This is a genomic window from Pseudonocardia abyssalis, from assembly GCF_019263705.2.
GTDB classification, from domain to species: domain Bacteria; phylum Actinomycetota; class Actinomycetes; order Mycobacteriales; family Pseudonocardiaceae; genus Pseudonocardia; species Pseudonocardia abyssalis.
On sequence record NZ_JADQDK010000001.1, the window covers coordinates 1,011,509 to 1,029,320 of the forward strand.

18 protein-coding genes are annotated in these 17,812 nt (G+C 73.1%); 9 read left to right on the plus strand and 9 right to left on the minus strand.

Annotated elements, in window-relative coordinates; all coding sequences use genetic code 11:
• Positions 1–88 precede the first annotated feature (88 nt).
• The gene (locus tag I4I81_RS04830; protein ID WP_218602579.1) at positions 89–403 is read left to right on the plus strand and encodes a DUF3099 domain-containing protein; all 315 of its coding nucleotides are present in this window, start codon (positions 89–91) and stop codon (positions 401–403) included.
• Positions 404–422: 19 nt separating this feature from the next.
• Here the strand turns inward: I4I81_RS04830 and I4I81_RS04835 are convergent, their stop codons facing one another.
• From I4I81_RS04835 to I4I81_RS04850, 4 genes are all read right to left on the minus strand, one after another.
• Complete coding sequence (locus I4I81_RS04835; protein WP_218602578.1) at positions 423–686, minus strand: hypothetical protein; 264 nt, start codon at positions 684–686, stop codon at positions 423–425.
• Positions 687–868: 182 nt separating this feature from the next.
• A complete protein-coding gene (locus tag I4I81_RS04840; RefSeq protein WP_225924485.1) occupies positions 869–1,270 on the minus strand; it encodes a hypothetical protein in 402 nt (133 codons plus the stop codon).
• Positions 1,271–1,966: 696 nt separating this feature from the next.
• Positions 1,967–2,797 (minus strand): carbohydrate kinase family protein, encoded by an 831-nt coding sequence (locus I4I81_RS04845; RefSeq protein ID WP_218615842.1) that lies wholly within the window; start codon positions 2,795–2,797, stop codon positions 1,967–1,969.
• A complete protein-coding gene (locus I4I81_RS04850; RefSeq protein WP_225925009.1) occupies positions 2,794–3,714 on the minus strand; it encodes a pseudouridine-5'-phosphate glycosidase in 921 nt (306 codons plus the stop codon). The genes I4I81_RS04845 and I4I81_RS04850 overlap by 4 nt, the downstream gene beginning before the upstream one ends.
• Before the next feature lie 10 nt (positions 3,715–3,724).
• On the opposite strand from I4I81_RS04850, the gene I4I81_RS04855 reads away from it, so the two are divergent.
• Together I4I81_RS04855 and I4I81_RS04860 are read left to right on the plus strand one after the other, a co-directional pair.
• Entirely contained in the window at positions 3,725–3,973 is a 249-nt protein-coding gene (locus tag I4I81_RS04855; RefSeq protein WP_218605050.1) for a DUF3039 domain-containing protein, read from the plus strand.
• A gap of 7 nt (positions 3,974–3,980) precedes the next feature.
• Complete coding sequence (locus I4I81_RS04860) at positions 3,981–4,625, plus strand: class I SAM-dependent methyltransferase (protein ID WP_218605051.1); 645 nt, start codon at positions 3,981–3,983, stop codon at positions 4,623–4,625.
• 4 nt (positions 4,626–4,629) lie between these two features.
• On the opposite strand, the gene phaZ is transcribed toward I4I81_RS04860, so the two are convergent.
• From phaZ to I4I81_RS04875, 3 genes are read right to left on the minus strand one after another with little or no spacing between them, the layout of a single operon-like run.
• A complete protein-coding gene (phaZ, locus tag I4I81_RS04865; protein WP_218605052.1) occupies positions 4,630–5,451 on the minus strand; it encodes a poly(3-hydroxyalkanoate) depolymerase in 822 nt (273 codons plus the stop codon).
• On the minus strand, positions 5,448–7,151 hold the full coding sequence (locus I4I81_RS04870) for a PHA/PHB synthase family protein (RefSeq protein ID WP_218605053.1): 1,704 nt from the start codon (positions 7,149–7,151) through the stop codon (positions 5,448–5,450). Before I4I81_RS04870 ends, phaZ begins: the two co-directional genes overlap by 4 nt.
• Complete coding sequence (locus I4I81_RS04875) at positions 7,148–8,131, minus strand: YihY/virulence factor BrkB family protein (protein WP_226363751.1); 984 nt, start codon at positions 8,129–8,131, stop codon at positions 7,148–7,150. The genes I4I81_RS04870 and I4I81_RS04875 overlap by 4 nt, the downstream gene beginning before the upstream one ends.
• 269 nt (positions 8,132–8,400) lie before the next feature.
• On the opposite strand from I4I81_RS04875, the gene I4I81_RS04880 reads away from it, so the two are divergent.
• Positions 8,401–10,068: a DEAD/DEAH box helicase gene (locus I4I81_RS04880; protein ID WP_218616520.1), complete on the plus strand. Its 1,668-nt coding sequence runs from the start codon at positions 8,401–8,403 to the stop codon at positions 10,066–10,068.
• Positions 10,069–10,530: 462 nt separating this feature from the next.
• Here I4I81_RS04880 and I4I81_RS04885 read toward each other — a convergent pair whose 3' ends face one another.
• Entirely contained in the window at positions 10,531–10,716 is a 186-nt protein-coding gene (locus I4I81_RS04885; protein ID WP_218604619.1) for a DUF7455 domain-containing protein, read from the minus strand.
• Positions 10,717–10,995: 279 nt separating this feature from the next.
• On the opposite strand from I4I81_RS04885, the gene I4I81_RS04890 reads away from it, so the two are divergent.
• Positions 10,996–11,886: an EamA family transporter gene (locus I4I81_RS04890; RefSeq protein WP_218604620.1), complete on the plus strand. Its 891-nt coding sequence runs from the start codon at positions 10,996–10,998 to the stop codon at positions 11,884–11,886.
• A gap of 100 nt (positions 11,887–11,986) precedes the next feature.
• On the opposite strand, the gene ppk2 is transcribed toward I4I81_RS04890, so the two are convergent.
• On the minus strand, positions 11,987–12,925 hold the full coding sequence (gene ppk2, locus I4I81_RS04895; RefSeq protein WP_218604621.1) for a polyphosphate kinase 2: 939 nt from the start codon (positions 12,923–12,925) through the stop codon (positions 11,987–11,989).
• 255 nt (positions 12,926–13,180) lie between these two features.
• Here ppk2 and I4I81_RS04900 point away from each other — a divergent pair, with 255 nt between their 5' ends.
• From I4I81_RS04900 to I4I81_RS04915, 4 genes are all read left to right on the plus strand, one after another.
• On the plus strand, positions 13,181–14,296 hold the full coding sequence (locus tag I4I81_RS04900) for a sugar ABC transporter substrate-binding protein (RefSeq protein ID WP_218604622.1): 1,116 nt from the start codon (positions 13,181–13,183) through the stop codon (positions 14,294–14,296).
• A gap of 72 nt (positions 14,297–14,368) precedes the next feature.
• The gene (locus I4I81_RS04905; RefSeq protein WP_218604623.1) at positions 14,369–15,142 is read left to right on the plus strand and encodes an ATP-binding cassette domain-containing protein; all 774 of its coding nucleotides are present in this window, start codon (positions 14,369–14,371) and stop codon (positions 15,140–15,142) included.
• Entirely contained in the window at positions 15,142–16,596 is a 1,455-nt protein-coding gene (locus tag I4I81_RS04910) for a sugar ABC transporter permease (RefSeq protein WP_218604624.1), read from the plus strand. Before I4I81_RS04905 ends, I4I81_RS04910 begins: the two co-directional genes overlap by 1 nt.
• A 22-nt stretch (positions 16,597–16,618) precedes the next feature.
• Entirely contained in the window at positions 16,619–17,809 is a 1,191-nt protein-coding gene (locus I4I81_RS04915; RefSeq protein WP_226363752.1) for an ROK family protein, read from the plus strand.
• Positions 17,810–17,812: the final 3 nt, after the last annotated feature.

Sequence of the window (17,812 nt, forward strand, 5' to 3'; positions counted from 1 at the left end):
CACCATGGCGAACGGCGGTCGAGTGGCCCGGTTCCCGTGACCACCGCTGGCATCCAGCGCCGCCGGTGAGGTAAGTGAAGGAGTCACGGTGGCCGACCCGCAGCATGCGGCGAACCCGGTCCTGATCACGGACGCGGCGATGTCCTACGAGGAGGAGCTCGCCGCCCGCAAGCACCGCTACAAGATCATGATGGGGATGCGGATCCCGCTGATGATCCTCGCGGCCGTCTTCTACTCCGTTCCGTGGCTCGCGGTCACCCTGCTCGTCATCTCGATCCCGCTGCCGTGGATGGCCGTGCTGATCGCCAACGACCGGCTGCCGAAGAAGCGTGAGGACGTCAACCGCTTCCAGGCCGACCGCCCGCAGATCGAGGACCGCGAGCACCGCGTCATCGACGGCTGAGTCGTCCGGGGGCGGTCCGTCAGGCGGCCTCACCGAACCGCGTCCACATCGACTGCAGGCCCGAGATCGGCGCGACGAGGTCGTGCACCCCCTGGTCGAACAGGACGCCCGCGAGGCCCCCGGCGGCCGGCGTGGCGGCGAGGCCCGTGAGGTCGGCGGGAGTGATCGTCATGACGGCGGTGGCCGTCGCCGTCCCGGCCCCGTCGCGGGCCGCGGCGAACGCCGCCACGTGGTGTCGCCCGGTGAACGCGAGCAGGAACCGCTGCTCCCCGACGACGCTCACGAGGGGCGCGGGTCCTCGGCCGTTCCGGTCGGCACCAGCCACCGGTGCTCCAGGCCGTGGACCGCCTCCCACAGCCGGACGCGGTTCGGGCCGGCGGAGTCGGCGCGGACGGACGCCGCGATCTCGTCGACGTCGGGCGGTGGGGCCGTGCCGGCATCGGAATGCTTCCGAACGGTAGTTCTCTAGATCTCTCCCGCCTCGGCCCGGGCGCGGCGCGAGGGCGTGAACGCGCAGAGGTCGAGCAGGCCGGGCGGGTCGTCGACGCCGGGACCGCCCGCGCGCACCCACTCCACGACCTCTTCCACGGTCTCCGGGTGCAGCACGTTGGCCAGCCAGACCGGCCGGGCTCCCGCGGCCCGGCCGGCCGGGGACGGCCCGACGACCACGACGTTGGACCGCTCGCACGCGTCGAGGCAGTCGGTGACGCGCACCCGAGCGTCCCCACCGACACCGTCGACGAGCGCCGCGACCTGGCCGGCGTGGTCGACGCCGGGGTGCTTGCGGTCGGTTCCGCAGCAGCACCCGCGGCAGACGGTCACGGTGCATCCGGCGGGGGAGGAGGGGGAGGTGCGGCGACGGGACACGGATCCACCTTATGCATGCAGATCTGCGCAGATACCACTCGATCGGCGCAACAGCCGTCAACGTCGCGGTGATGCCGTGCTTCCCGACTGGTGCAGCTCTCGGACCCGGGAGCAGCCGGGGAGGGCCCCATGGTCACCGACGCGCTCGACGTGGCGTTCGTCGTGCCGAGCAGTGGGCCGTCCGGACTGTACGGACCGTCCTTCCGAACGACACTGCTTCTTCAGACCGTGCCTGTGCAGCGGACCCGAGCGGCGACGTGGTGACCCCGGACCAGGGCCTGTGCTACGAGCTGGCCGGCGTGATCGGCGGAACCGACGTGCTCGCCGGCCCGGCTGCGGTGCTCGGGCTGCGGGCGGTTCCCCTCGATGCGGCGGACCTCCCGCTGTTGCCGGTCACTCCCGCCGCGCTGTGCGCGCTCGGGATGGACGTCCTCCCCGGACTGTTCGTCGAGGAGTACCGGGCGATGGTGTCCGACGTGCGGGCGACGTCGGCGGCGCACGTGCTCAAGGACCCCGGCTTCCTGGAACGACCCAGCCTGGAACGACCCAGCCCGGAACGACCCAGCCCGGAACGACCCAGCCCGGAACGACCCAGCCCGGAACGACCCAGCCCGGAACGACGCTCGACCGGGCTGCGGTGCTCTCCCGGTACGACGGCGGCCCCCGGGTGCTCGCGCGCGGTCCGCGGCGCCCGGTTCAGCGCGCGAACCGCCGTGGCGGGCGGGCGCCGCGGGTCCGCACCGCTGCCGCTCCTGCTGCGCAACCGGCCCGGAGCGCGTCCTCCGGCGCCGCCCCGCCCAGCCACGCGTGCAGCAGGCCGGCGTTGAAGGCGTCGCCCGCGCCCGTCGGGTCGCGCACCTCGACGACGGGGGAGGGCACGTTCCACGTGCCCTGCGCGTCGGTCCAGGTGGCCCCGCGCGCACCGTCGGTGGCGGCCACCGCGCCGACGCCAGGCACGTGTCCGAGGGCGGCGAGTTCGTCGGCGTTGGGGAGCAGCAGGTCCACCCCGCGCACCCCGTCCGCGAACTCCGGGGTGAGGGCGGGTGCGGACTGCGGGTCGACCGAGGTGCTCAGGCCGGCGGCGCGGGCGGCGGCGAGCGCGGCCAGCCCGGCGGCCCGCGACGACGGGTCGAGCAGGACGTAGCCGGACAGGTGCAGGTGGTCGGCCCCGTCGAGCGGGGGCAGGTCGGCGGGGGACAGGTGGGCCGCGGCGCCGCGGTCGGACAGCATCGTGCGGTCGCCGTCGAGGAGCACCACCACGGTGGCCGTCGGCTCGTCCGGGTCGACGGTCAGGGCCAGCTCGACGCCCGGCAGCTCGGCCGCGGCCCCGCGTCCGGCGGCGTCGTCGCCGACCCGGGCGACCAGCGTGACCTCCGCGCCGAGGTGGGCGAGCCAGGCCGCGGTGTTCGCGCCGGCCCCACCCCCGACTGTCCGGATCCGGGCCGGGACGTCCGCGCCGGGCACGGCGGGGGCCGACGGGGTGACCAGGACGTCGACGGCGAGGTCGCCGACCACCACCACCCTCACGTGAGTGCGACGGCCACCCGCGCCGCCAGTTCCGCGTTGGCCCGCACGAGTGCGAGGTTGGTGCGCAGGCTCGCACCGTCGCTGCCGGCGTGGAAGTGCTCCAGCAGGGCCGGGGTGACGTCCTTGCCGGTGATCCCGCGATCGGCGAGCAGCGCGAGGCCCTCGGCGAGGAGGCGGTCGTGCAGGGCCGCGTCGAGCTCGTCGCCGACGGCGACGGGCTGCGCCAGCACCGCGCCGACACCGGGCGACAGCTCGCGGTGCGCGCGCCACACCGCGGCGGCCTGCTCCGGCGAGTCGACGCGCCACGGCACCGGATGGCCCGAGTCGCGCCGGTAGAAGCCGGGGAAGGCGTCGGTGCCGTAGCCCAGCACCGGTACCGACTCGGTCTCCAGCACCTCCAGCGTGGCGGCGACGTCGAGGATGGACTTCACCCCCGAGCACACGACGAGCACGCCGGTGCGGGCGAGGGCGGCGAGGTCGGCGGAGACGTCCCAGGACTCCCGGGCCCCGCGGTGCACCCCGCCGAGGCCGCCCGTGGCGAACAGGGCCACCCCGGCCGCGGCGGCGAGTGCGGCGGTGGCGGCGACGGTGGTCGCCCCGTCGCGCCCGAGCCCCACGGCGACGCCGAGGTCGCGGACCGAGAGCTTGTCGAGGCCGCCGCCGCACACGCGGTCGAGCTCGGCCGCCGACAGGCCGACGCGCGGCACGCCGTCGAGCACCGCGACGGTCGCCGGGACCGCCCCGTTGGCCCGGACGGCGGCCTCCAGCTCGTCGGCGGCGGCGCGGTTCTGCGGGGCCGGCAGCCCGTGGGCGAGGATCGTGCTCTCCAGGGCGACGACGGCACCGCCCGACGCGAGCGTGTGACGCACCTCGGGGGAGGGGACCGGCGAGAAGACGGAACGGGACACGTGGGGCATCATGGACGACATGGCGACCCAGGTTCTGCCCGACGTCGAGACGCGGCCCGAGGGCACCGACAGCACGGGCACCGACGAGCCCAAGATGTTCCACTACGTGAAGAAGAACCGGATCGCGGAGAGCGCGGTCCTGGGCAACATGGTGCAGGCGCTGTGCGGGGAGACGTTCCCCGTCACGCGCTCGCCCAAGCCCGGCTCCCCGGTGTGCCCGGACTGCAAGAAGATCTTCGAGGGACTCCGCCCCGGCGGGGACGCCTGAGCCCGCGATGCCCACACGAGGTGCCGTCCGCGGCTGGGTGTACGACCGCGCGATCACGGGTCTGACGGCCGGCTGGTACCGCGCCGTGTTCGACCGGCTTCCCGACGGTGCCCGGGTCCTCGACGTCGGCATCGGCACCGGCACCGCGCTCGCCCGCGGCGGCGACCGCGTCCGCGAGAAGGACCTGCACGTCACCGGCCTCGACATCGACCGCGACTACCTGCGTCGTTGTGTCGAGGAGATGGCGAAGGCCGGGCTGGCCGGCCAGGTCACGCCGCTGCTGGAGTCGGTCTACGACCACCGCGGCGGGCCGTACGACGCCGCCTACTTCAGCGCCAGCCTGATGCTGCTGCCCGACCCGGTGGCCGCGCTGCGTCACGTCGCGGGGCTCCTGGAGCCCGACGGGCAGCTGTTCTTCACCCAGACCTTCCACCACCGGCGCTCGCCGCTGCGGGAGAAGCTCAAGCCGCTGGTCCGGCACGTCACCTCGATCGACTTCGGCACCGTCACCTACGAGGACGACTTCCGCCACGTGCTGGCCGACGCCGACCTGGAGGTGCTGGAGCTGGTCACCCTCGGCTCCACCCGCGCGTCGTCGTACCGCCTCGCCGTGGCCGTCCCCGAGGGCGACGACCGCAGCGTCGCGGCCTGAGCGGCTACTCCGCCAGGAACGAGTCGATCACCGGGGCGAGGTCCTTCGCCTCGGTGAGCAGCGCGAGGTGCCCGCCCGAGTAGACGTGCAGCCGGGAGTTCGGGATGCCCTTGTGCATGATCCGGGCGTTGACCAGCGGGATGATCGGGTCGTCGTCGCCCGCGACGATCAGCGTGGGCTGCCGGATCAGGGGCAGGCCCGGCAGGCTGCTCCAGCCGGCCCCGGCGAGGAGCTGGTAGTAGTAGCCGCGCTTGGGGCCCTTGCGGGTGTAGGTGTGCAGCACCTCCGACGCCTTCTCGGGGTGCGTGCGCATGGTGCCGCCGTAGATCTCGCCGGCGATGGTGCGCGCGTACTCGGGGTCGCGGTGGCGGCGCGGAGTGAGCATCTTGGCCAGCACGTTCGGCCGGGCCGGCACCATCAGCGAGCCGGTGCCCGTCGCGGCGAGCACGAGCTTGCGGCACCGGCGCCGGTTCACCGCCGCGAACTGTTGGGCGAGCCCGCCGCCCCACGAGAAGCCCATGACGTCGACCTGGGAGTACCCGAGGCGCTTGGTGAGCGATCCGACCAGCGGCGCGAACGTCGACATGTGGTACGGCAGCAGGGGCATCGGGGAGCCGCCGATGCCGGGTACGTCGAACCGGATGACCTCCAGCTCGGGAGGCAGCTCGTCGACGAAGGGCTGGAGCAGCTCCAGGCTCGCGCCGATGCCGTTCATCAGCAGCAGCGGAGTGCGGGAGGCGGCCCCGGTGGCGCGGCGCACGGCCACGCGCAGGCGGCGCCCCCGGACGTCGAGTTCAAGGATCTCGTCGGTCATCGCGGTGTTCATCGCACCCGAACGTAGTCGCCGGGGGCGGGGACGAGGGCGTGCAGCCCCCTCCCGCCCAGCTCGGCGGGCGCGTCGACGTCGGCGCCGCTGCGCTTACCGAGCCACTCGGCGTGGTCGGGCCACCAGGAGCCCTTGACGGTCTCCGCGACGGCCAGCCACGCGTCGGCGGTGGTCGGCGTGGGCGTGCGCGACTCCGCGGGCGCGACCCGGAAGCTCGCCTTCGGGTTGCCCGGCGGGTTGACCAGCGAGGCGATGTGGCCGCTGGTGGAGAGGACGAACCGGCTCTCGCCGCCGAGGAGCCGGGTGGTGCGGAAGCAGGACTGCCAGGCGCAGAGGTGATCGGCGATCCCGGCGATGACGTAGGCGTCGCGGTCGACCTTCGACAGGTCCACCGGCGTGCCCAGCATCGTCGTGCCGCCGGGGGTGATCAGCGCGTTCGACACGGCGATGTCGATGAAGTCGCGGTGCAGCCCGGCCGTCATGCGCGTGGTGTCGGCGTTCCAGAACAGGATGTCGAACGGCTTCGGCGCCTTACCGCGCAGGTAGTTGTTGACCCAGTAGTTCCAGATGAGGTCGTTGGGGCGCAGCCAGGCGAACACCTCGGCCAGCGTGCGGCCGTCGAGGTAGCCCTTCTTCTGCGACGTCTCCACGGCCTGGCGCGCGGTCTCCGGGTCGAGCAGGGCACCGGTCGTGCCGGCCTTGGCCTGGTCGAGGACGGTGACCGCGAACGTCACCGACGCCACCCGCTCCTGCGCGCCCGTGGCCGCGAGGTGGCCCAGCAGCATCGAGGTGATCATGCCGCCGGAGCAGAACGCCATCAGCGCCGTGCTGGACTGCCGGCTGATCCGCTCGCAGGCCGTCATGGCGTCGAGGATGGCGGCGCCGTAGGTGTCGAGGTCCCACGCCGCGTGCTCGGCGTCGGGGTTGCGCCAGGACATCAGGAACACCTGCTGGCCGCTGCGCACCAGGTTCTCGACGATGCTGCGGTCCGGCGCGAGGTCGGCGACGTAGTACTTGTTGATCGTCGGCGGGACGAGCAGCAGCGGGATCTCGCGGACCGTCCCGGTCTGCGGCAGGTACTGGATCAGCTCGAAGACCGGCGTGCGCAGCACGACCGCACCGGGGGTGCAGGCGAGGTCCTCGCCGACGGTGAACGCGTCGGGCTCCACCATCGACGGCACGCGGGGAGCCGTCGAGAGGTCGGCGACGAGATGCTTCACCCCGCTGACGATGCTCGCGCCGCGCGTCTCCTTCGCGGCCTGCCACAGCGCCGGGTTGACCAGGCTGTTGCTGGGGGCGAGTGCGTCGACGACGTTGCCGACGGCGAACTGGACGCGCTCGTGGTCGGCCCAGTCCAGGTCGGCGTCCTCGACGAGGTCGGTGGCCGCCCCGCCGGCGGCGATGTGGGCCTGCACGAGCCGGCGCAGCACCGGGTTCTCGGTCCACGCCGGGTCGGAGTACCGCTTGTCCCTGGGGTTCGGGGCGACCTCGGAGGCGCCGACCCCGATCTTCGCCAGCTCGGCGGCGAGGCCGGCTCCGCGGCGCGCGAGCGTCACCGGCTTCACGGCGAGCGAGGCGGCCATCCGCAGACCGGCCGCGGCGGGCAGCATGCGCCGCAGCGGGCCCAGCGCCCCGTCGGAGAGCAGCATGTCGAGGCCGGTCGCGACGTCGGCGTCGGCGGGGTCCTGCTCCACGGTCATCGGGGCTCCTTCGCGGCGTCGGTGGCGGGTGCGACGGTCTCCGCAGCATGGGTGGCGGGGCCGGTCGCAGGCAAATCGGAGGGTGCGGCGGGCATTCCCGGCTGGGTCGCCATCGCGCGCAGCCGGTCCATCCGCCGCGGCGCCGGCTCGGGGCGGGCGGGCCAGGCCTCCTCGACCGCGTTGTTGAGGTGCGCGCCGAGCACGATCGACAGGCCCAGCAGGAAGCCGAACAGCAGGAATGCGATCGGGGTGGCGAGCGCGCCGTAGGTGTAGCCGGTGGTGGTCAGGACGGCGATGTAGACGCGCAGGCCGGTGGTGCTGGCGATGAACACGACCATCGCGAGCAGCGCGCCGGGCAGCAGCCGCAGCCAGGGCAGAGTGTGCGGCAGCGCGAGCCGGTACATCGCCGTCAGCACCAGCACGGTGAGCAGTGCGGCGCCGGGGTAGTAGAACGCCCCGATCAGCGACGTCGCGGGGCCCTGCCAGGACAGCGGGAGCACCTGGGGGAGCAGGTCGGGGCCCAGGACGATGACCGGCAGCCCGAACACGGCCACGACCAGCGCGAGCAGGTAGACCAGCAGCGAGAAGATCCGTTGCCAGACGGGGTGGCGCACGAGCTTCTGCCCGTGGGCCTCGGTGATGGAGTCCACGAGCGAGGCGATGGCCGACGACCCCGCCCACAGCGCGATGACGAAGCCGACCGACACCACGTCGGCGCGCCCGATCGTCAGGATGCTCGACGCGGTCGGCGCGATGATCTCGTCGACGACGTCGGGGGTGAACGCCTGCCGCGCGAACGTGACGATGGCCTCCTCCACGACCCCGACGGTGTCGGTCCCGAACCACTCGCCCACGTACCCGAGCGAGCCGAGCAGGGCCAGCAGCAGCGGCGGCAGCGACAGCGCCTGCCAGAACGCGGCCTGGGCCGAGTGGGAGAAGATGTCCTGGTCCCAGGCGTTGCCGAGCGTCCGGCCGATCACCCTCCGGACGCTCGGGGCAGGGTCGTTGCTGGTCGGCGCATCGCTCATGGTGGGCCCAGGATGGACCACCGGTGGCCCCCGCGCCGGGCACCACGGGTCTCGGCGCGCCGGGCGATACCGCCCCGTTACCCTGGTCCCGGTCTCGTCCGCGACAACGCAGCGCGGTCCCCCCCCAGCAGCCGTTGACGTCAGGGAGTCGTGTGTCCCAGGCCCACCAGATCGCGGCCCAGCAGCTCGATCCGGCGCAGATCGCCCCGGCCTCCCGCCCCATGCGGGCGTGGCAGCGCAAGGCGCTGAGCCGCTACCTCGCCGCGGGCCCGCAGGACTTCCTCGCGGTCGCCACCCCCGGCGCCGGGAAGACGGCGTTCGCGCTGCGTGTGGCCGCGGAGCTGCTGGCCGACAAGACGGTCACCCACCTCACGGTCGTCGCGCCCACCGAGCACCTGAAGTACCAGTGGGCCCAGGCCGCCGCGGCCGTCGGGATCGCACTCGACCCCGACTTCCGCAACTCGATGGGCGGCACGTCCTCGGACTACACCGGCATCGCCGTCACCTACGCGGGGGTCGCGGCGCATCCGGTGCTGCACCGGATGCGCACGGAGAACCGGCGCACCCTCGTCGTCCTCGACGAGGTCCACCACGCGGGTGACGCGCGGTCCTGGGGCGACGCGGTCAAGGAGGCGTTCGACCCCGCCACACGCCGCCTCACGCTCACCGGGACGCCGTTCCGCAGCGACGACAACCCGATCCCGTTCATCGACTACCTGCCCGACGCCGACGGGGCCCTGCGCAGCCGCTCGGACCACGCCTACGGCTACGCGGAGGCCCTCGCCGACGGCGTGGTGCGGCCGGTGGTGTTCCTGGCGTACTCGGGCGTCTCCAGCTGGCGCACGAGCGCGGGCGAGGAGATCACCGCCCGTCTCGGCGAGCCGCTGACGGCCGAGCAGACCGCGCGGGCCTGGCGCACGGCGCTCGACCCGGGCGGCGAGTGGATCCCGGCCGTGCTCGCGGCGGCCGACCGGCGGCTGTCCGGGCACCGCGCGGGCGGCATGCCCGACGCGGGCGGGCTCGTCATCGCCACCGACCAGACCACCGCCCGCGCGTACGCGGCGATCCTCACCGAAGTGACGGGTTCCGCGCCGGTGCTGGTGCTCTCCGACGAGGCGGGGTCCTCCGAGCGGATCGCCCGGTTCAGCGCGTCGACCGACCGGTGGATGGTCGCGGTGCGCATGGTCTCCGAGGGCGTCGACGTGCCGCGGTTGGCCGTCGGCGTCTACGCCACGAGCGCGTCCACCCCGCTGTTCTTCGCCCAGGCGATCGGCCGCTTCGTGCGGTCGCGGAGGCCGGGGGAGACGGCGTCGGTGTTCGTCCCCAGCGTGCCGGTCCTGCTCGGGCTGGCGAGCGAGCTGGAGGCCCAGCGCGACCACGTGCTCGGCAAGCCGCACCGCGCCGAGGAGCAGTGGAACGACGAGGAGCTCGCGGCCGCCAACCGGCAGGAGGACGAGCCGGGGGAGGACGAGCCGTCGTTCACCGCGCTGGGTGCCAACGCCGAGCTCGACCAGCTCATCTACGAGGGCACCTCGTTCTCCGCCGACGAGGAGGACTACCTCGGCCTGCCCGGGCTGCTGGAGCCCGACCAGGTCCGCACACTGCTCAGCCAGCGCCAGACGGAGTGGCTGACGCGGTCCGGGCGGAAGGCCCCTGCCGTGGTGCCCCCGCCGGCCCCCGTCGAGCGGCCCCAGCAGTCGGTGCGCGAACGGATCGCGGCCCTGCGCAAGGAGCTCAACACCCTCGTCGCGCTGCACCACCACCGCACGAACAAGCCGCACGGGAAGATCCACAACGAGCTGCGGACGAGCTGCGGCGGCCCGCCCACGGCGATGGCCAACATGGAGCAGCTGGAGGAGCGCATCGCGACCCTCCGCAGCTGGCGCTGACCCCGCGGGTCCGCCCCCGCCGCCCGGCGAGTTTGCCGCTGTCGCTCGGCGAGTTTGCCGCCCACACCCGGCGAGTTTGCCGCCCACACCCGGCGAGTTTGCCGCTGTCGCTCGGCGAGTCCCGTCCACGTACGGCGAGCTGGCCGATGCGGCGCGGTCGCGGTCCTGCCGCCGGCTGGACGTGCAGCCGGCCGTCGGCGGGCGCGGCGAACTCGCCGGGCCACGTCGGCAAACTCGCCGGGCCACGTCGGCAAACTGGCCGGGCCACGTCGGCAAACTCGCCGGGCCACAGCAGCAAACTCGCCGGGCCACGTCGGCAAACTCGCCGGGCGTGGGCGGCAAACTCGCGGGGTGGGGGAGTCAGGGTGGGGGTGCGGACGGCGACGGGGCGGGGACCGTGTGGTCCCCGCCCCGTCGTGTCGACTGTTGTGGGTGGTGTGCCGGCGTCCGGGCCGGCTCCGCTCAGCTGCCGGTCTGGACGCTCGCGTCGAGTTCGCGAAGCTTGTCCGCGTGCGCACGCCCGTGGTGCCCGCAGAAGAGCAGCTCACCACCGGACGACAGAACGGCACGGACCTTCGCAGCCGCGCCGCATCGGTCGCAGCGGTCGGCAAGGGTCAACTCGGGTCGGGTCAGGGTTCCTGGCTGCATGGCGGTCTCCCTCCGTCTCGGCTCCGGAGGCCCGGAGCCGCGTTCCTGGACGACCGCTCGCGCGGTGTGTCCACTCTCCCAGACGTTGCACACCCCCGCACGTGTTCCCGTGGCGAGTCGCGACGACCATCACGTTTGACGGTGAGTGATCGGTGCGATGGAGCCGCGGTGACGAATGCGGGACCTTCGTTGACTACGAGTGAATGATGCGTGCCCTGCAGTGACACCGCAAGGTGGCGCGGCGGAAGATTTCCCGCGCGCTTGTTACGTTCTGGAGTCATGAGCACGGCCACGCGCGAGCGGATCCCCGCCCCCGTGCTGTTCGTCGTGGGCGGCGTGTCGATGTACGTCGGCGCGGCGCTGGCCGTGGGTCTGTTCGACGCCCTGTCGCCCAGCGCGGTGGCCGTGCTGCGCCTGCTCGGGGCCGCCGCGGTGCTGCTGGCGTGGCGCCGACCGGGCCGGGCGGCGTGGCGTGGATCACGTCTGGTGCGGGCCGTCGCGTTCGGTCTGGCGACCGCGTTGATGAACCTGGCGTTCTACGAGGCGATCGCACGGCTGCCGCTGGGTACCGCCGTCGCGGTCGAGTTCGTCGGCCCGGTGGCGGTCGCGGCTGTGGCGTCGCGGCGCCCGCGGGACGTCGCCGCCGTCGCCCTCGCTGCTCTCGGGGTGGCGCTCATCGCCGATGTGCGCTGGTCAGGCAGTCCGTCGGGGGTGCTCTGGGCGCTCGCCGCAGCCGGCATGTGGGCCGCCTACATCCTGCTCGGCAAGCGTGTCGCGACGGCCGGGAACGGGCTCGACGACATGGCCGTCGGGTTCGCGGTGGCCGCCGTCGTGCTCTCGCCGGTGCTGTTGCTCGGCGGCCCCGGTTCCCTCGACGCCCTCGGCGACCCCGCCGTCCTGCTGCTCGCGGTCGGGGTGGGGGTGCTGTCCAGCGTCGTGCCCTACGTGCTCGACCAGCTCGTCCTGCGCCGCGTCGGCCAGGCTCGGTTCGCGGTGCTCCTGGCCCTGCTCCCGGCCACCGCGACGGTCGTCGGCCTGGTCGGGTTGGGCCAGGTCCCGGGCCTGCTGGAGGGGTTGGGCATCGTCGCGGTCATCGCCGCGGTGGCCCTGCGGTCCCGCGACGGCGACGCGGGGCCCGGGATCGCTGCGACGAACGCGGACCGGCGGTAATCCGTTCACGGACTGTAGTCCACTCTGATGTGACGCGGAGTGACGAAAGTCGACCCGTTGGGCGGACCCGGATCTTCCCAGGATGCGGGACGTCGGAGGGCTACTCCTGCGGTGGGCGGCGCGGTCGTCCGGACAGGGCGGGGAAGTGCCCGGGGCGCTCGCCGAACTCGAACACCTCCGCGGCCGGCCCGACGATCAGTCGGTCCGGGTCGGTGGCGACCTCGAGGTCCTTGCCGGGGTAGTCGAACAGGCGCAGCACGTGGCGCATGGCCTCGAGCCGCGCCCGCTTCTTGTCGTTGCTCTTGATCACCGTCCAGGGCGCGTCGGCGGTGTCGGTGTAGAAGAACATCGCCTCCTTCGCCTCGGTGTAGGAGTCCCATTTGTCCAGCGACGCGAGGTCCATCGGGCTGAGCTTCCACTGCCGGACCGGGTCGACCTGGCGGATCGTGAACCGCGTGCGCTGCTCGTTCTGCGACACCGAGAACCACAGCTTGACCAGGTGGATCCCGCTCCGGACGAACATCCGCTCCAGCTCGGGGGCCTCGCGCATGAACTCCATGTAGTCGCGCGCCTCGGCGAAGCCCATGACGCGCTCGACGCCCGCGCGGTTGTACCAGCTGCGGTCGAACAGCACGATCTCCCCGGCCGCCGGGAGGTGGGCGATGTAGCGCTGGAAGTACCACTGCGACGACTCGCGCTCGGTCGGCTTCTCCAGTGCGACGACCCGGGCACCGCGCGGGTTGAGGTGCTCCATGAACCGCTTGATCGTGCCGCCCTTACCTGCCGCGTCGCGCCCCTCGAACAGGATGACGAGCCGTTGTCCGGTCTCCTTGACCCAGTTCTGCAGTTTGAGCAGCTCGATCTGGAGCAGTCGCTTGTGCTGCTCGTAGTCCTCGCGGGAGAGGCGCTCGTCGTAGGGATAGCCCTCGCGCCAGGTGTCGACGCGGGCGCCGTCGGGCCCGAGGAGGACGGGGTCGTCGTCGTCGGAGTCGTCGACGCGCAGCGCGGAGTGGTCGGCGAGCAGGGCGGGGAGGTCCACGGGCGCACTCTCGCCGGTCGTGATGGCCGGGAGATGAACGCGGCCCGTCCGGGATCGGGCGTCACACGCGTTCGCAAACGGAGTAATACGACCGCCCAGGCGGTGGGAGTCACAACAAACTCGGGGCCGCGTCACCGAAACGTGACCGAAAAGCGACAACTTGAACGGTTCAGTGTGCTTGGCACCACTCCAACCGGAGGCATACGTTGCCGGTCACAACATTTCCCCTCCCCCCGACGATGTGGAAGGACCAGCATGCGCACCAGGAGAACCGCCCAGCTCGCACTCGGGTTGGGAGTCGCGCTCACGCTGGCCGCGTGCGGCCAGAACGCCGCGGCCCCGTCCGCCGCCCCCGGCGCCGAGGTGGCCGCCGACGCGCCGCGCGTCGGCGTGATCCTCCCGGAGACCGAGAGCTCGGCCCGCTGGGAGGGCTTCGACCGCCCGCTGCTGGAGCAGGCGATGGCCGAGGCCGGCCTCGACGCCGACATCCAGAACGCGCAGGGCGACGAGCAGACCTTCACGACGCTGGCCGACGGCTTCATCGCCAGCGGCGTCGACGTCCTCGTCATCGCCGCGATCACCAGCGAGTCCGGTGCCGCGGTGGCCGCGAAGGCCAAGGCCCAGGGCATCCCGACGATCGACTACGACCGCCTGAGCCTCGGTGGCTCCAGCGACTACTACGTCTCCTTCGACAACGAGGGTGTCGGCGCGCTGCAGGGCCAGGGCCTCGCCGACGCGCTGTCCGGCCAGCAGGGCGCCCAGGTCATCGAGATCCGCGGCGCGCCGACCGACAACAACGCGACGCTGTTCTACAACGGCGCGCTGACCGTGCTCGACCCGCTGTACGCCTCGGGTGCGCTGGTCCGCACGGCCAGCCAGCCGATCGAGGACTGGGACAACCAGATCGGCGGCACCACCTTCGAGCAGCTGCTCACCAGCAACGGCGGCCAGGTCGGCGGCGTGCTCGCGGCCAACGACGGCCTCGCCGGCGCGATCATCACCGTGCTGCAGAAGTACGGCCTCAACGGCACCGTGCCCGTCACCGGCCAGGACGCCACCCCGGACGGCCTGCAGGCCATCCTGCGCGGCGACCAGTACATGACGGTCTACAAGCCGATCCAGCAGGAGGCCCAGGCCACCGCGGAGCTCGCCGCCGCTCTGGCGAAGGACGACACCGCCGCCGCCGACGCGATCGCGACCGGCACCGTCGACGACCCGGAGGGCAACCGCCAGGTCAAGTCGGTCCTGCTCACCCCGCAGCTGATCACGCGTGACAACGTCAAGACCGTGATCGACGACGGTGCCGTCCCGGCGTCCGACGTCTGCGTCGCCGACGTGGCCGCCGCCTGCACCGAGCTCGGCATCAGCTGACCCGACAACCCCTCGTGCGCGGGAACCGTGGCCCCGGCCACGGTTCCCGCGCACGGGCACCGGAGGTGCCGAGTGAGTGACCCGATCCTGCAGCTGCGCGGGGTGAACAAGAGCTTCGGCGCCGTGCAGGTGCTGCACGACGTCGACTTCACGGTCCGGGCCGGTGAGGTCACCGCGCTCGTCGGCGACAACGGCGCCGGGAAGTCCACGCTGGTCAAGTGCGTGGCCGGGATCCACCCGATCGACGGCGGCGAGGTGCTGTTCGACGGCGAGCCGGTGAGCGTGGCGGCCCCCGCGGACGCCGCGAAGCTCGGCATCGAGGTCGTCTACCAGGACCTCGCGCTGGCCGACAACCTCGACATCGTCCAGAACATGTTCCTCGGCCGGGAGCGCGGCAAGCCGTGGCTACTCGATGAGGCCGACATGGAGCAGGCCGCGCGCGACACCCTCGCGTCGCTGTCGGTCCGCACGGTCACCTCCGTGCGCATGCCCGTGGCGGCCCTGTCCGGCGGGCAGCGGCAGACCGTCGCGATCGCCAAGGCCGTGCTCTGGGACTCCAAGGTCGTGCTCCTCGACGAGCCGACCGCCGCGCTGGGCGTCGCCCAGACCCGCCAGGTCCTCGACCTGGTCCGCCGCCTCGCCGAGCAAGGTCTCGGTGTGGTGCTGATCAGTCACAACATGGCCGACGTGTTCGAGGTCTCCGACCGGATCGCGTGCCTCTACCTCGGACGGATGGTCGCGCAGGTGCCGACGAAGGACGTCAGCCACGGGCAGGTCGTGGAGCTGATCACGGCCGGGCGCTCCGGCGACCTGGGCCTGCAGCGCCCCGAGGCGGTGACGGTCTGATGAGTGCTCCGGAGAAGCCGGACCTGGAGAAGAGGTCCGCCGCCGAGCGGGCGGCCCCGGCGTCGAGCCGCGCGGCCGACTTCGGCATCGACACCACCGCCCGCACCACCGGCCAGGCCGTCGCGGGGTACCTGCGCGGCCTGCGCACCGGCGAGCTGGGGGCGCTGCCGGCGCTGCTCGGCCTGCTCGCCCTGCTGATCCTGTTCAGCGCGCTGGACTCGACGGGCACGTTCCCCAGCCTGCTCAACATCGCGAACCTGCTCCAGCAGGGCGCCGGTCGCACGATCATCGCGATGGGCCTGGTCTTCGTGCTGCTCACCGGCGAGATCGACCTCGCCGCGGGCACGGCGTCCGGCCTCGCGGCCGCGGTGATGGCGCTGCACCTGGTCAGCGGCGGCAACCTGCTCGGCGGCATGGGCACCACCGTGTTCGTGCTGTTCATGCTGGTCATCGTGCTGGCGATCGTGTTGGCGCTGCTGCTGCGGATCTGGGCGGGCGCGGCGCTGAGCGCGGTCGCGCTCGGGCTCATGGTGATCGGCTTCCCGCCGAACCCGTGGCTGCAGATGCTCCTGGCCGTGTGCGTCGGGGTCGTGATCGGCTGCATCACCGGGTTCCTGGTGGCCAAGGTCGGGATGCCGTCGTTCGTCGTGACCCTGGCGCTGTTCATCGCCTGGCAGGGCATCATCCTGGCGCTGATCGGCGACGGCGGCACGCTCGGCCTGCGCGACCCGGTCATCAACGCCGTCGCCAACGGCAACCTGTCGACGGTGGGCAGCTGGGTGCTGTTCGTCGTCGCGGCGGGCGGGTACGCGGCGGTGCTGCTCAACCGGCAGGTCTCGCGCCGCAGGCTGGGCCTCGTGGCCCAGCCGACCGGGCTGGTCCTGATCAAGGTCGGCGCGGTGGTCCTGCTCGGCGCGGTCGCCACGTTCCTGCTGACGCTCGACCGCTCGCCGGGGCAGCTCCCGATCATGGGCGTCCCGTACGTCGTGCCGATCGTGCTGGCGTTGCTGGTCGTCGGCACGTTCGTGCTCGACCGCACCCGCTTCGGCCGCCACGTCTACGCGGTCGGCGGCAACCGGGAGGCGGCGCGGCGGGCCGGTATCGACGTCGTGCGCATCCGGGCGTCGGTGTTCGTGATCGCCTCGGCGTTCGCGGCGATCGGCGCGATCGTCTACTCGTCGAAGGTCGGGTCGGTCAGCCCTGGTGCGGGTGGTGGCAACACGCTGCTGTTCGCGGTGGGCGCGGCCGTGATCGGCGGCACGTCGCTGTTCGGCGGGCGCGGGCGGATCAGCAACGCCGTGATCGGTGGTGCGGTGCTCGCGACCGTCGAGAACGGGCTGGGCCTGCTGCGCCAGCCCGCCGCCGTGGTGTTCGTCGTCACGGGGCTCGTGCTGCTCCTCGCCGCGTCGGTCGACGTACTCTCCCGTCGTCGCTCGGCGGTCGCCGGCAGGTGAAGCGGAACCGCACGGAGGCGTGGTGAACCGGGCGTGGGTGGGCGACAACGGCGGCGCCTCGTCGGGGGCCCGCCCCGACGAGGCACGCCGCCACAACCGCGCCGCGCTGCTGCGCCGCCTGCACGTCGACGGCCCCTGCACGCGGGCCGTCCTGGCCGCGGAGCTGGGGCTCAACCGCAGCACGATCAAGGCCGTCGTCGACGGGCTCGCGGAGTCCGGCGTCGTCAGCGAGGCCGTCCCGGCCCGCCGGACCGGGGCCGGACGGCCGTCGCTGATGGTGCTGCCGCAGGCCGAGTCGGCCGTGGTGCTGGCCGTCGACGTCCGCGTGGAGCAGGTCGCGATGTCGATGGTCGGCCTCGGCGGGCAGGTGATCGGGCGGCACAGCTGGAACCTGCGCCGCGCCACCCGCACGCCGGGTGAGGTGATCACGCACGTCGCGGAGTCGGCACAGCTCCTCGCCGAGGAGCTCGCCGTGACGCCGGCCGGCGCGGGCATCTCGGTGCCCGGCGTCGTCCGCCGCGACGACGGCTGGGTGCACGAGGCCCCCAACCTCGAGTGGCGCGACATCGCGCTCGGCACGCGGCTCGCGGCCGTCCTCAAGGTGCCGGTGCAGGTGGCCAACGACGCCGAGATGGGCGCGCTGGCCGAGCACGTGCGGGGCATCGCGCGCGACGTCGCCGACCTCGTCTACATCTCGGCGGACACGGGCGTCGGCGGCGGCGTGATCTCCGAGGGCCGCCCCCTGCGCGGCACCCGCGGCTACGTCGGCGAGCTCGGGCACCTCGTCGTGCGGCCGGGCGGGCGGCCCTGCTACTGCGGGTCGCGCGGCTGCTGGGAGACCGAGGTGGGGGAGCGCGCGCTGTGCCGGGCGCTCGGGATGCCCGAGGACACCCCGCGCGGGGTCGTCGTCGCGGAGCTGAGGTCGCTGGAGACCGCCCCGGTGCCCGGGCCGCTCGACGAGTTCGCCGAGTGGCTCGCGACCGGGCTCGTCACCGTCGTCAACATGATGGCGCCGGAGCTGGTGGTGCTCGGTGACCTGTTCACCGCGCTGCCGCCCGGCGTCGTCGACCACGTCCGTGACCTGGTGCACGAGCGGAGCCTGGTGAGCCGGGCCGTCGGCGGGACGCGGATCGAGACCAGCCCGCTCGGGCGCGACGCGAAGCTCGTCGGCGCCGCGGAGCTCGCCTTCGAGCCGGTGCTCGGGGCGGTGTGAGGG

Excerpts from the sequence above, each read along its gene's own strand:
- I4I81_RS04850 (WP_225925009.1), bottom strand. The coding sequence starts at position 3,714 with ATGCCCCACGTGTCCCGTTCCGTCTTCTCGCCGGTCCCCTCCCCCGAG.
- I4I81_RS04855 (WP_218605050.1), top strand. The coding sequence starts at position 3,725 with ATGGCGACCCAGGTTCTGCCCGACGTCGAGACGCGGCCCGAGGGCACC.
- I4I81_RS04860 (WP_218605051.1), top strand. The coding sequence starts at position 3,981 with ATGCCCACACGAGGTGCCGTCCGCGGCTGGGTGTACGACCGCGCGATC.
- phaZ (WP_218605052.1), bottom strand. The coding sequence starts at position 5,451 with ATGAACACCGCGATGACCGACGAGATCCTTGAACTCGACGTCCGGGGG.
- I4I81_RS04870 (WP_218605053.1), bottom strand. The coding sequence starts at position 7,151 with ATGACCGTGGAGCAGGACCCCGCCGACGCCGACGTCGCGACCGGCCTC.
- I4I81_RS04880 (WP_218616520.1), top strand. The coding sequence starts at position 8,401 with ATGCGGGCGTGGCAGCGCAAGGCGCTGAGCCGCTACCTCGCCGCGGGC.
- I4I81_RS04885 (WP_218604619.1), bottom strand. The coding sequence starts at position 10,716 with ATGCAGCCAGGAACCCTGACCCGACCCGAGTTGACCCTTGCCGACCGC.
- I4I81_RS04890 (WP_218604620.1), top strand. The coding sequence starts at position 10,996 with ATGAGCACGGCCACGCGCGAGCGGATCCCCGCCCCCGTGCTGTTCGTC.
- I4I81_RS04900 (WP_218604622.1), top strand. The coding sequence starts at position 13,181 with ATGCGCACCAGGAGAACCGCCCAGCTCGCACTCGGGTTGGGAGTCGCG.
- I4I81_RS04910 (WP_218604624.1), top strand. The coding sequence starts at position 15,142 with ATGAGTGCTCCGGAGAAGCCGGACCTGGAGAAGAGGTCCGCCGCCGAG.